This is a genomic window from Pseudomonas resinovorans NBRC 106553, from assembly GCF_000412695.1.
GTDB classification, from domain to species: domain Bacteria; phylum Pseudomonadota; class Gammaproteobacteria; order Pseudomonadales; family Pseudomonadaceae; genus Metapseudomonas; species Metapseudomonas resinovorans_A.
On record NC_021499.1, the window covers coordinates 162,437 to 175,578 of the forward strand.

12 protein-coding genes are annotated in these 13,142 nt (G+C 65.2%); 10 read left to right on the forward strand and 2 right to left on the reverse strand.

Annotation, left to right across the window (positions count from 1 at the left end):
* Window positions 1-113 precede the first annotated feature (113 nt).
* Window positions 114-1,298, forward strand: a complete 1,185-nt coding sequence (desA, locus tag PCA10_RS00755) for a delta-9 fatty acid desaturase DesA (protein ID WP_016490091.1) — start codon at window positions 114-116, stop codon at window positions 1,296-1,298.
* Between the two features lie 287 nt (window positions 1,299-1,585).
* On the opposite strand, the gene PCA10_RS00760 is transcribed toward desA, so the two are convergent.
* Window positions 1,586-1,789: a hypothetical protein gene (locus PCA10_RS00760; protein ID WP_016490092.1), complete on the reverse strand. Its 204-nt coding sequence runs from the start codon at window positions 1,787-1,789 to the stop codon at window positions 1,586-1,588.
* Window positions 1,790-1,878: 89 nt separating this feature from the next.
* Window positions 1,879-2,844: a LysR family transcriptional regulator gene (locus PCA10_RS00765; RefSeq protein ID WP_016490093.1), complete on the reverse strand. Its 966-nt coding sequence runs from the start codon at window positions 2,842-2,844 to the stop codon at window positions 1,879-1,881.
* Between the two features lie 152 nt (window positions 2,845-2,996).
* Between PCA10_RS00765 and PCA10_RS00770 the strand changes: the two genes are divergently transcribed.
* The 9 genes from PCA10_RS00770 (at window position 2,997) to PCA10_RS00810 (ending at window position 13,068) form a co-directional block, all read left to right on the forward strand.
* The gene (locus PCA10_RS00770) at window positions 2,997-4,058 is read left to right on the forward strand and encodes an HlyD family secretion protein (protein WP_016490094.1); all 1,062 of its coding nucleotides are present in this window, start codon (window positions 2,997-2,999) and stop codon (window positions 4,056-4,058) included.
* 15 nt (window positions 4,059-4,073) lie between these two features.
* A complete protein-coding gene (locus tag PCA10_RS00775) occupies window positions 4,074-5,102 on the forward strand; it encodes a DUF2955 domain-containing protein (RefSeq protein ID WP_016490095.1) in 1,029 nt (342 codons plus the stop codon).
* A 76-nt stretch (window positions 5,103-5,178) separates the two neighbouring features.
* Window positions 5,179-6,150 carry a GGDEF domain-containing protein gene (locus PCA10_RS00780; protein ID WP_016490096.1) on the forward strand — a complete coding sequence of 324 codons (972 nt, stop codon included), beginning with the start codon at window positions 5,179-5,181 and terminating at the stop codon, window positions 6,148-6,150.
* 551 nt (window positions 6,151-6,701) lie between these two features.
* Window positions 6,702-7,205, forward strand: coding sequence for a type VI secretion system contractile sheath small subunit (tssB, locus tag PCA10_RS00785; protein ID WP_016490097.1), 504 nt, complete (start codon window positions 6,702-6,704; stop codon window positions 7,203-7,205).
* 30 nt (window positions 7,206-7,235) lie between these two features.
* A complete protein-coding gene (tssC, locus tag PCA10_RS00790) occupies window positions 7,236-8,774 on the forward strand; it encodes a type VI secretion system contractile sheath large subunit (RefSeq protein ID WP_016490098.1) in 1,539 nt (512 codons plus the stop codon).
* Between the two features lie 24 nt (window positions 8,775-8,798).
* Entirely contained in the window at window positions 8,799-10,154 is a 1,356-nt protein-coding gene (gene tssK, locus PCA10_RS00795; RefSeq protein WP_016490099.1) for a type VI secretion system baseplate subunit TssK, read from the forward strand.
* Window positions 10,151-10,831 carry a type VI secretion system protein TssL, short form gene (gene tssL / locus PCA10_RS00800; RefSeq protein WP_016490100.1) on the forward strand — a complete coding sequence of 227 codons (681 nt, stop codon included), beginning with the start codon at window positions 10,151-10,153 and terminating at the stop codon, window positions 10,829-10,831. Before tssK ends, tssL begins: the two co-directional genes overlap by 4 nt.
* 10 nt (window positions 10,832-10,841) lie before the next feature.
* Window positions 10,842-12,563: an OmpA family protein gene (locus PCA10_RS00805; protein WP_016490101.1), complete on the forward strand. Its 1,722-nt coding sequence runs from the start codon at window positions 10,842-10,844 to the stop codon at window positions 12,561-12,563.
* A gap of 13 nt (window positions 12,564-12,576) precedes the next feature.
* Window positions 12,577-13,068: an Hcp family type VI secretion system effector gene (locus PCA10_RS00810; protein WP_016490102.1), complete on the forward strand. Its 492-nt coding sequence runs from the start codon at window positions 12,577-12,579 to the stop codon at window positions 13,066-13,068.
* The last annotated feature ends 74 nt before the right edge of the window (window positions 13,069-13,142 follow it).

Here is a 13,142-nt window from a genome sequence, read left to right on the forward strand (position 1 = left end):
GGCCGGGGCGCTTCTATCTAAAAGACAGGATGGTTTTATCCGGGTGCTTTGTGATAATGCGTGCCTGGTCTGTACGACAAGCCCCGATCACTTCACCCGAGGCAACTCCATCCATGTGGTACAACGGTTTTCTCGACCTGTCGCTGTGGCAACTTGTGGCCGTCACCCTGGTGATGACCCACATCACCATCGTCAGCGTCACGGTCTATCTGCACCGCTACTCCGCGCACCGTTCGCTGGAGCTGCACCCTGCGCTCAAGCATTTCTTCCGTTTCTGGCTGTGGCTGACCACCGCCATGAACACCCGCGAGTGGACCGCCATCCACCGCAAGCACCACGCCAAGTGCGAAACCGTCGACGATCCGCACAGCCCGGTCATCAAGGGCCTGTGGACCGTCCTGCGCACCGGTGCCGAGCTCTATCACGAAGAGTCGAAGAACGAAGAGACCCTGCGCATCTACGGCAAGAACTGCCCGGATGACTGGATGGAGCGCAATGTCTACAGCCGCTTCCCCATCGGTGGCGTGACCCTGATGGCGATCATCGACCTGGCCCTGTTCGGCGCCGCCGGTATCACCATCTGGGCGGTGCAGATGATGTGGATCCCGGTCTGGGCCGCGGGCGTGATCAACGGCCTTGGCCACGCCATCGGCTACCGCAACTTCGAGTGCCGCGACGCCGCGACCAACCTGGTGCCCTGGGGCATCCTCATCGGCGGTGAAGAGCTGCACAACAACCACCACACCTATCCCAACTCCGCCAAGCTCTCGGTGAAGAAGTGGGAGTTCGACATGGGCTGGGCCTGGATCAAGCTGTTCAGCCTCTTCGGCCTGGCCAAGGTGCAGCGCGTGGCGCCCATCGCCCACCGCGTCGAGGGCAAGGGCAACCTGGACATGGACACCGCCATGGCCATCCTCAACAACCGTTTCCAGATCATGGCCCAGTACCGCAAGCTGGTGATCGCGCCGCTGGTGAAGCAGGAACTGGCCAAGGCCGACGAGTCGGTACGCCACCTGTTCCGCCGCGCCAAGCGCCTGCTGTCCCGTGAGACCAGCCTGCTCGACGAAGGCCACCAGGCACGCATCGCCGCCATGCTCGAACAGAGCCAGGCCCTCAAGGTGATCTACGAGAAGCGCCTGGCGCTGCAGCAGATCTGGGTCAAGACCAGCTCCAACGGTCATGACATGCTCGCCGCCATCAAGGAGTGGATCCACGAGGCCGAGGCCAGCGGTATCCAGTCCCTGCGTGATTTCGCCGAGCAACTGAAGACCTACTCCCTGCGTCCGGCTGGCGCCTGACCAGGCAGGGTGTGTGAAGAAGGCCGGCAGTGATGCCGGCCTTTTTTGTGCGCGGTCCACTCGCGCTTGATGCCCACTCGTAACTTGCCGGTCTGCTGCGGTGGTGGGGCAGGTCGTAGGATGGGTCGGGCGGCGTTCCGCGAGCGGAGCGAAACCCATGCGGACTGGGCTGATGGGAATCGCAAGAGCAAAAAAAGGCCGCTCATCATGAGCGGCCTGAACAGGACGTTGATATAGGAGCTGTCACGCATCAACGTCAGGAGGTGGAGAACAGGGTGGAGCGGGGATCAGCTGTCTTGGCTGACGTCGGCCTGCTTCTGCTGCTCGGTGCCTTGCTTGGCGATAGCCTGCTGCTGGGCGGCGTCGGCGCGCTGCTCGGCCAGAGATACGTTGCGTGCAACAAAGGCGTTGGATTCTTCAGCAAAAGTCAGTTGCGCGAAAAACAGGGAAAATACGGCGAAAACGGCAGTAAAAAGCGTATTGCGTTGCATAACTTGAACCTCTCAGATGGTTTCTTGCGAAACATGGCGCCATCTTAGGGAGGGTCAGTCAGGGGAAAAATAGCGATTTCAGTGAATGACTATTTCTCGTTACGCAACAGTTTGGAATTGATCGCCCAATGCTTCGGGTCCTCCAGCAGGGCTTCGTCCTGGGCCAGCAGGCTCGGCAGCTCGGCCTTGAGGAACTCCACCCAGGTCTTGATCTTGGCGTCGAGGAAACGCCGTGATGGGTAGATGGCGTAGATGTTGCGCTCGCGCAGGCGGTATTCCGGCAGCAGCCGCAGCAGCTTGCCCTCGCGCACGGGCGGGCAGGCGACGAAGGAGGGCAGCAGGCAGACCCCCATGCCGGCCTGGGCGGCCTTGGCCAGGGATTCGGCTACGTTGACCTGGAAATTCTCGGCGGGCAGCACGTCGAACTCGCCCTGTTCGCCATTGAACACCCAGCTGTCTTCATAGAGCGGGTCCAGCAGGCGCAGGTAGCGGTGCTGTTGCAGGTCGGCCGGCTCCAGGGGCACGCCCTGCTTCTTCAGGTAGCCGGGTGCGGCGCAGAGCACGCTGAACATCGGCCCCAGGACCTGGGCCACCATCTGCGAGTCCGGGAGTTCGCGGGCGAAGGTGATGATGACGTCGTGGCCGTCCTCCAGGAGGTCGGGCGTGCGCTGCGACAGCGTCAGCTCTACCACTACCTCCGGGTAGATCTCGGTGTAGCGCGCCACCAGCGTCGTGAGGTGCTGCAGGCCGAGGCCGGTCATGGTGTGCACGCGCAGGCGACCATGGGGCGTGAGGTGAGCGCCGCGGGCCTCGGCGGCGGCCTCGTCCACCTCGCTGAGGATCTGCCGGCAGCGCTGCAGGTAGCGTTCGCCCACTTCGGTCAGCGCCAGGCGGCGGGTGGTGCGGTGCAGCAGGCGCGCCTGCAGCTGTTGCTCCAGTTCCGATACCAGGCGCGACACCTGGGCGGTGGACAGGTCCATGGCCTGGGCCGCGGCGGTGAAGCTGCCGGTGTCTATCACCCGCACGAAAACCCGCATGCTATGGAGCGTGTCCATTGTTACTCCCGGTGTAAGGCTGCTTCTCGGATTCGCCGGATTATCCACGATTCCCCAATAAATATACTGCCTCCCATGAGCGGCGTCGGCCGAATCCCCGCCGTTCACGTCTTTCCCCTACCCGCCCCCGGGCGGGCCCCTTCGAGGTACGCATGACTCCGGATCAAAGATTCGCCCGTCGGGTCCAGGCGGCCATCGTCCTGTTCGTCCTGCTGTTCGCCTACTTCCTCGCGGCCGACCTGTGGATGCCCATCACGCCCCAGGCCCAGCTGACCCGCCCGGTGCTGCGCATCGCCCCGCGTGTGGATGGCCAGGTGCTGGACGTCGCCGTGGCCAACAACCAGCACGTCGAGGCTGGCCAGTTGCTGTTCCGTCTCGACCCGGAACCCTTCCGCCTGGCCGTGCATTCGGCCGAGCTGGCGCTGGAGCAGGCCGGGCAGGACAACAGCCAGCTCGACGCCGCCATCGCCGCCGCCCGCGCCGAGCAGGCCGCCGCCCAGGCTTCGGCCACCGAGCTGCAGCGCGAGGCCGCGCGCCTTGGCCGCTTGGTGCAGAGCCAGCACGTGTCACGCCAGCTCTATGAGCAGACCGAATCCCGGCGCCAGGCTGCCCAGGCCAAGCTGGCCGCGGCGGGCGCACGGATTCGCGAGTTGTCCGCCCAGCGCGGCGCCGATGGCGCCGACAACCTGCGCCTGCGCCAGGCCCGCAACGCCCTGGAGCAGGCGCGCCTGCAACTGGGCTACAGCGAAGTGCGCGCCGAACGGGGCGGCACCCTGAGCAACCTGCAACTCTCCAGCGGCGCCTTCCTGCACGCCGGCAACCCGGTTGCCGCCCTGGTGGCGGACGAGGCGGACATCAGCGCCGACTTCCGCGAGAAGGCGCTGCGCTACGTGCGCCTGGAGGACGGCGCCTCGGTGGTGTTCGATGCCTTGCCCGGGCACATCTTCGACGCGCGGGTGACGGCCATCGACGCCGGGGTCAAGGAGGGCCAGCTGGACGCCAACGGCGACCTGGCCGCGCCAGCGGTGTCCGACCGCTGGGTGCGCGACGCCCAGCGCCAGCGCCTCCACGTCAGTCTCACGGAGGCCCTGCCCCTGGTGCTGCCCAGCGGCGCCAAGGCCACCGTCCAGCTGTATCCGCGCGACTCGCGCCTGGCGGACCTGTTCGGCCGCCTGCAGATCGCCGTGATCAGCATCCTGCACTACGTCTATTGAAGGTCGGGTGTACCGATGAAGCGCCGGACCGCGTTGACCGAGAACGACCTGCGCCAGTGCCTGCGCCTGGCGGGTGGCGGCACCCTCGGACTGTTCCTCTGCAAGCTGATGGGCTGGGACTATGGCGCCTTCTTCTGCGTCTACCCCATGCTCCTGCTCGGCCTCACGCCCAGCATCAACGCCCATGTGGTGCGCCAGTTCCTGTCCCAGGCGGTGGTGGTCAGCGTCGAGGTGCTGGTGATCTACGGCCTGTTCGGCGACCGCCCGCAACTGATCGTGCCGCTGGTCTTCCTCGCCTTCCTATGGCGGTTCCGCCTGATGGCCCAGGGGCCGATGCTGATGTTCGGCGCCCTGGGCAGCGTGTTCCTCTCCATGCAGCTGCATTTCGCCAGCTATCCGGACACCCACCTCTACGACCTGGTGGCCAGCAACCTGGTCGCCGCCGTGGTGACGGTGCTGATCGCCTGGTTGATGTTCTGGCTGTTCCCCGACGCCGAGCCGCGCCCGTCCCGGCCGATACCGGCCAAGGACTTGCCGAGCCAGCGCCACGAGGCGGTGCTCGGCGCCAGCATCGCGACCCTGTCGTTCATCCTGTTCCAGAGCTTCGACCTGCGCGACTCGCTGTCGGCCCAGGTCGCCTCGATCCTGGTGCTGTTCCCCATGCACTGGAACGGCATTCGCTTCGCCGGCCGCATCCGCGCCCTCGGCACCCTGCTCGGCTGCGCCATCGGCCTGCTGCTGCAACTGGTGCTCTACAGCCACTACGACGTGCTTCCGCTGGTGACCCTGATGTACTGGACCGCGGCCTTCTGCTGCGCCCGCCTGCATGTGCTGGAAGGCGCACAGGGCGTCGGTTTCGGCGCCCTGACCACCCTGGCGATCGTCTTCGGCCAGTACCTGACGCCGCAGCACGATGTGGTCTATTCCATCGCCTATCGCCTGAGCTCGGTGTGCGTGGCGGTGTTCGTCACCCTGGTGGCGGTGTTCGTCCTGCACCACCTGCTCAACCGCTTCGCTGCCTTCCGTCATGCCAGCCACGCCTGACCGTCGGTTGGATTGCCCCGTCGCACTTTTGCCTGCCTAATCTGTCGAAGGCGGGTCAATCGTAGGTAGCGGCCGAATGGAAACGTCCCTCGAATCTCCAAGCGAACTTGAAAAACTCACCCTCGCCTTGCTCCATAGCCGTGGCGAGGTGGAGCGGCTGCGCGAACGCGAGGCCATCTACAGCAGCCTGCTGGGCAGCGTGAACGCCGTGCTCTGGGCCTTCGACTGGGATGCCCAGCGGATCATCTACGTCAGCCCCGCCTACGAGAGCATGTTCGGCCGCTCCGCCGCCCTGCTGATGGCCGACTACAACGAGTGGCGCAACTGCATCTACCCGGACGACCTGGAATACGCCGCGCAGAGCTTCGCCGAGGTGCTGGAGAAGGGCGCCATCGAGGCTCGTGAGTACCGCATCCTGCGCGCCGACGGCCAACTGCGCTGGATCAGCGACAAGTGCTTCATCAGCCAGCGCGGTGGCGAAGGGTTGCCGACCATAGTGGTCGGCATCGCCGAAGACATCACCGAGAAGAAACAGCTGGAAGGCGAGCTGCACCGCCTGGCCACCACCGACGTGCTGACCATGAGCAGCAACCGCCGGCACTTCTTCGAATGCGCCCAGCGCGAGTTCGACCATTCGGTGCAGTTCGGCAGCCCGCTGGCCTTCATCCTGCTGGACGTCGATGACTTCAAGAAGATCAACGACAACCATGGCCACCAGGCGGGCGACCAGGTGTTGCAGCGCATCGCCCAGTGCGGCGCCAATGCCCTGCGCCGCGGCGACCTGTTCGGCCGTATCGGCGGCGAGGAATTCGCCGCTTTGCTGCCCGGCTGCCCACCGGACCTGGCCCGGCAGATCGCCGAACGCCTGCAGCGGGAAGTGCAGCGACTGGGCTTCAACCTCGAAGGCCGCAGCTTCGGCGTCACCGTCAGCCAGGGCCTGGCCAGCCTGCGCGACGACGGCAGCCTCGACAGCCTCTACGCCCGCGCCGACGCGGCCATGTACCAGGCCAAGCGCGGCGGCAAGAACCAGATCGTCCTCGCGGACTGAGCCGGGAGGGCGCGGGCCAGTGCCCTCCCGATCAACCTGTCGAAGTCCGAGGCGGTCACCGCTCGCTGTACGAGCGTTGGTTGCCCTCCTTCATGCGGAGGAGGTGGCCTTTGCATGGTGTGTTTCCGCAACTGCCTTACCGGACGTGCCGCTTGCGCTACTCCGCTTTTCAGCGTCGATGCCGGCTGAAATCCCTCGAAATCGAATGCATCAGACCATTCGCGTCTTTTTTTAAGACAACTCCTATATCGCCGAGCTGAGGCTTTGGGCGTAGATACCCGCCGCCCCACATGCCAAGCGATTCCGCCCGTTTCCTTGGCCCGCGACAGCGTCGTGGTGGGGTGATGGTCAGGCAGTCGCTGTCCACGTAGCGAGCCCCTTGAAGCAGGTGGCTTCTGCCGCTGGCCCCACGCATTGCAAGCAAAGAGTACGAAATGGAATTCAAACGCTTTGATCGCACCACTGGCCCGGGCATTGGCTCGGCCCTGGTCATGAATTCCTGCTCGACAACTCTCATCTGACCTCCCGCACGGGAGACATCTGGAGTAGTCATGGCATCTAACAGTTTCCAAAACGAAGTGCCCAAGGCAAGGGTCAACATCAAGCTCGACCTGCATACCGGCGGCGCCCAGAAGAAAGTCGAACTTCCCCTCAAGCTCATGCTGATGGGCGACTACAGCAATGGACGAGAGGCGCGTCCGCTGTCCGAACGCGGCAAGGTCAACATCGACAAGAACAACTTCGACAGTGTCCTCGCCGACTTCTCCCCAAGCCTGAAGCTGGCGGTGGAAAACACCCTGGCCGATGACGCTTCGGAAACCTCCGTCGAACTGGCCTTCCGCAGCATGAAGGACTTCGAGCCCGAGCAGGTGGCCCGGCAGATTCCCCAGCTCCGCGCCCTGCTCGCCATGCGCAATCTGCTGCGCGACCTGAAATCCAACCTGCTGGACAACGCCACGTTCCGCCACGAACTGGAACGCATCCTCAAGGACGACGCCCTCAGCGACGAACTGCGCGCCGAACTCGCCGCGCTCGCTCCGCAAGACGCTCGCTAACGCATCCGGATATCCAAAGGAAGGTCAAACATGTCCGTAGAACACACGTCCACGGCCTCGCACGGCACCACAATGGCCAGCGGGGAAAACCTCGGCATCTACGCTTCGCTGTTCAGCAAGATCAACCTCAGCCCCATCGACGAGCTGGGGGAGCTGGACGCATTCCAGGACACCGAAGCGTTGTCCGAAACCTCGACCGACGAGCGGGTGACCGCGGCGGTCAGCGTTTTCCTCGATCTGCTCAAGAAGTCATCGCAGAAGGTCGAGCGCCTCGACAAGACCCTGCTCGATGAACACATCGCCTCCCTCGACGAACAGATCAGCCGTCAGCTCGACGCCGTCATGCACCACGCCGATTTCCAGCGTGTCGAGTCCACCTGGCGTGGCGTCAAGTCGTTGATCGACCAGACCGACTTCCGCCAGAACGTACGCATCGAGCTGCTTGACATCAGCAAGGACCACTTGATCCAGGACTTCGAGGATGCCCCGGAGATCGCCCAGAGCGGCCTCTACGTGCAGACCTACACCCAGGAATACGACACGCCCGGTGGCGAACCGATCGCGGCGGCCATCTCCAACTACGAGTTCGGTCGCGGCCCGCAGGACATCGCCCTGCTGCGCAATATCTCCAAGGTCGCCGCGGCGGCGCACATGCCCTTCATCGGCGCCGTCGGCCCGGCCTTCTTCGGCAAGGAATCGATGGAGGAAGTCGCCGCCATCAAGGACATCGGCAACTACTTCGATCGCGCCGAGTACATCAAGTGGAAGTCCTTCCGCGACAGCGACGATGCCCGCTACATCGGACTGACCCTGCCACGTGTTCTTGGCCGCCTGCCCTACGGCCCGGACACCATTCCCGTGCGCAGCTTCAACTACGTCGAGAGCGTGAAGGGCCCGGACCACAACCGCTACCTGTGGACCAACGCGTCGTTCGCCTTCGCCGCCAACATGGTGAAGAGCTTCATCAGCAACGGTTGGTGCGTGCAGATCCGCGGCCCGCAATCGGGCGGCGCGGTGACCGACCTGCCGATCCACCTCTATGACCTGGGTACCGGCAACCAGGTCAAGATCCCATCGGAAGTGATGATTCCGGAAACCCGCGAGTTCGAATTCGCCAACCTGGGCTTCATCCCGCTCTCCTATTACAAGAACCGCGACTACGCCTGCTTCTTCTCCGCCAACTCGGCGCAGAAACCGGCGCTGTACGACACGGCCGATGCCACCGCCAACAGTCGCATCAACGCCCGCCTGCCGTACATCTTCCTGCTGTCGCGCATCGCCCACTACCTGAAGCTGATCCAGCGGGAAAATATCGGTACCACCAAGGACCGCCGCGTGCTGGAGCTGGAGCTGAACAAATGGATCGGTGGCCTGGTCACCGAGATGACCGACCCCAGTGACGACCTGCAGGCCTCCCACCCGCTGCGCGAAGCGAAGGTGCTGGTCGAAGACATCGACGACAACCCCGGCTTCTTCCGCGTCAAGTTGTACGCCGTGCCGCACTTCCAGGTGGAGGGCATGGACGTCAACCTGTCGCTGGTTTCGCAGATGCCCAAGGCCAAGGCCTGAACCATCCCATAGGGAAACGACGTCATGAACATCGACCGCCCCCTATGGGCTGCGGGGACGCTCCTGTCCCCGCAGCAGTTCCAGCAGCAAGCGCGCTGGGAGGCCTGGACCAACGAATGCATCGCCCAGCTCGCACTGGCGCACCCCTGGGGTGTGCTCGCGGCCACATTCGACATGGACGCGCTGAAACTTGGAAAGCTCAAGGCTTCCCGGCTTCACCTGCGGATGCCGGATGGCACCCTGATCGACACGGACCGCGCCGATCGCCTGCCGCCTGCACTGGAACTGTCCCGCGTGCTGGCCGACGACACCCGGAGCGCCACATTGTTGCTGGCGTTGCCACTGGAACAGGGCAACGGCAACAACTGCATCCTCGACGGCGGCCAGGAGGACCGGCCCACGCGCTACCGCCAGGGCTGGCGCACGGTGCAGGACCTCTACGGCGACGAAGAGCAGTCCGTCAGCGTGATGGAGCACCAGCTCCGTCTGCGCCTGGGCAGCGATGACAACGGTGAATACCTGACGTGCCCGGTCGCTCGCCTGACCCGTGACGCCCAGGGCAACTGGGCGCTCGATCCCGCGTACGTACCGCCGCTGCTGAGCTTCGCCGCCCACGCCGGGCTCCAGACGCAACTGGAAAACCTGCTCACTCAGCTGTCCGCCAAGCGCCAACGGCTGATGGGCATGCGCCGCGAGAGCAACCAACGTATGGCCGACTTCGCCGTGGCCGACGTCTCGCTGTTCTGGCTGCTCAATGCGCTCAATACCTACCAGCCGGTCCTCGCCGACCTGCGGGCGCATCCCTCGCGTCACCCGGAGCAGGTCTACCTGGAACTGGCGAAGCTTGCCGGCAGCCTGCTGACCTTCTCGCTGGAACATGACATCGAGAGCATTCCGGCGTACCGGCACGAGCAACTGGAAGCGGTCTTCCCGCCACTGATGGGCATGATCTCCACCCTGCTCGAAGCCAGCCTGCCATCGCGGGTCATCGCGTTGGAGCTGGAAGAGAGCGGCGCCAATCGCTGGCGGGTGTCCCTCAACGATCCGCGCCTGCGCGAGCCGGGCGGCGCCGACTTCTACCTGTCCGTGCGCTCGCGCCTGCCGGCGGCGCAGGTGCAGAGCCAGCTACCGCGCCTATGCAAGGTCGGCAGCCCGGATGACGTCGATCATCTGGTCAACGCGGCGCTCGATGGCGTACCGCTGCAACCGCTCAACCATGTCCCGGCCGCCATCCCGCTGCGCCTGGAAAACCAGTACTTCGCGCTCGACCTCGGGCATCCCAAGGGCCGGGCCATGTTGGCTGCGGGCGTCTGTGCCTTCTATGTCCCCGCCACGCTGCTGGATGCGAGGCTCGAACTGTTTGCGGTGCTGCGCTCATGAGTCCGAACAGCAACAGCCGCCGGCTCCCGGCGATCGACATCGATGCGTTGCTGCAGGACAGCTACCTCCTGGTGGTGTCCCTGCGCGAGGGCGCGATGACACGCAGCGGCCGCGATCTGTGGGCCCACTGTTCCGAGCAGATCGAAGCGGTCCGCCAGGAACTGCAAGCAGCCGGCATGAGCCAGCGGAGCATCGACCACATCAGCTACGCCCAGTGCGCCTTGCTGGATGAAACCGTGCTCGGCTTCGCCACGGACCAAGCCCACGCCGAGTGGGCCGGCGAACCCCTGCAGGCGAAGTTCTTCAACCGCCACCAGGCCGGAGAGTTCCTCTATGAGGACATGCACGAAGTCCTTCGTGAACCCGCGCCGGATCCCCAGGTGCTGACGGCCTACCAACGCGTGCTGATGCTGGGATTCAAGGGGCGTTACCGCGACCTGCAGCACCCGGAACGGGAGCAATTGCTGCAGACCCTCGATGCCCGGGTGGCGCCATTGGCGACGCACCACGAGTTGGTCTGCGGCTCCGCTCGAGGGTGGGGCGCCCCTATGTCGCGCGCGCTGCGCAGCCCGATCATCCAGCTGTGCGCGGCTGCAGCGCTGCTGGCAGGCGCCTGGTGGGGGCTGAATCACCTGCTCGTCAACTCGGTCGCCGCACTGATGCCGGGTGCGCTGTGAAGGGGGCCCAATGAGCGTGAAGCTGACGCGCGGACTCTGGCTGTGGGCCGCCTCCCTCCTCCTGGCGCTGACGTTCGCCTTTCCGTTGAGCGGATGGCAGCGTGGGAGTGCCGCGCTGGTCATCGCGCTGGTCGCCGTCCTGGCCTGGCGCCGCGCAGGGCGGCGTGCCGCCAGGCTGCGCCGAGCTCTCTCGTTCGGTGGCGAGGTTTCATTGCCGGCGACGGGATTCCAGCAGCCGGTAGTGCTGGTCTGTGGCGACAGTCAGCAAGAACTGTTCGGCGCCCTGGAGGCCGACAACCCCGTGCTGCGGACGACCGCACAGGGCTGCTATCTGCGAGTAGGGGAAATCGAGCGCCTGCCGCACCTGGTCCAGAGTGTCCTGGCGCACCGGCCCCACTGGGAAGGGCAGCTTTGCGTCCTCCTCATCGTCAATCCGGGTGAACATCGGGATGCCGCCCAACTGCACGGACAGCTGCGCACCTTCCGCCATCAACTGGCGCTGGCTCGCCGGCACGGCGCTGCCCTGCCTCTGCTTCAGGCCACCTACGTGCCGAGCGGGCTGGCAGAGGGGCCCTGGTTCTGCTGGACAGCGGGTGCGCGCCAGCCGGATGTCCTCGACGCAGGTGCCCGCGCCAGCCTCTGCGAATGGCAGGAGCAGGCGGACAACCTTCAGGCATCGGCGCTTCGCCTGCGCACTGGCGTTCTGCTGGAAAGCGCCACTGCTTGGGTGCGCGAGCAGGTGCAGGCGCATCTCGTTGCCCGTGAAGTCCGCGATCCCGCCGCCATGGCGGTGGCCTGCGCCATCGCGCTGGTGCCGGAAGCGCCTGGTGGCGTGGCGGGAAACCTCTGGCAGCAATGGCTGCATGACAGGACTGCGCTGGGAGAAGGGGCTTTGCCCGCTGCCGGGGCTTCGACGCGGCTGCCCTTCCCGGACCCGCTGCTGCCGCTGTTGCCGGTAACGGCACGGGACACGCCACTGCGTCGGGCCGGAGTCATCGCGCTCTGGCTGTTCGCGGCCACGCTACTCGCGGCACTGGCCAGTTCCGCTTGGCAGAACAGGCAACTGGCACGTCTGGTCGGCGATGACCTGCGCCGCTACCTGGCCATTCCCCAGACGCAACATGGCGGCCAGGCGGCTGAAGCGGCCCTGTCGGTACTGCGTGACGACGCTGCGCGTCTGGATGGCTACTACCGCCTTGGCGAGCCGGCCTGGCTCGGCCTCGGTCTGTACCAGGGCGAACGCCTGCGGCGCGAACTGCTGGACGCCATTGCGAGCTACCGCGTACCGCAAGCGGTGGCGAAGCGCATGCCCGAAGTCGTTCGGCTGGACAGCCTGTCGCTGTTCGCGGTGGGCAGCGCCAGCCTCAAGCCCGAGTCGACCAAGCTGCTGATCAGCGCGCTGGTCGACATCAAGGCCCAGCCCGGCTGGCTGATCGTCATCGCCGGTCATACCGATGCCACCGGCAACGTCGAGCAGAACCTCCAACTGTCACGCGAGCGTGCCGGCGCCGTGCGCGACTGGATGCAGCGCATGGGCGACATACCCGACAGCTGCTTCGCCGTGCAGGGCTTCGGCTCCAGCCAGCCGCTCGCGAGCAATGACACCGAAATCGGGCGCGCCGCGAACCGGCGCGTCGATATCCGTCTGGTGCCGGAGGTGGGGGCCTGCCTGCTGCCCACCCTGGCACCGGACGGCCAAAACCAGTCGCACTCCGCGGCTGTCAACCTCTGAGAAGGAGCTTCAAATGGCTATTCCCGTATACCTCTGGCTGCAGGACGACGGCGGCGCGGACATCAAGGGTTCGGTGGACGTGCAGAAACGCGAGGGAAGCATCGAGGTAGTCGCGCAGGATCACAGCCTGTACATCCCCACCGACAACAACACCGGCAAGCTGACCGGCACCCGGGTCCACACCCCCTTCCTCTTCACCAAGGAAATCGATGCCTCCAGCCCCTACCTGTACAAGGCGGTGACCACCGGCCAAACCCTCAAGAGCGCCGAGTTCAAGTGGTATCGCATCGACGACGCCGGCCAGGAAGTCGAGTACTTCATCACCAAGCTGGAGAACGTCAAGGTGGTGAAAGTCGCGCCCAAGATGCACGACGTCAAGGACCCGTCCAAGGAGAAGCACAACCACCTGGAACAGGTCGAGTTGCGCTACGAGAAGATCACCTGGACCTACAAGGACGGCAACATCATCCACTCCGATTCCTGGAACGAGCGCCAGAGCGCCTGACGCCCGAGCGCGCCGGCGGAGCCTAGCGCTCCGTCGGCCCAATGAGCCCTGCCGGACGCGCAGGCGCCACGAAC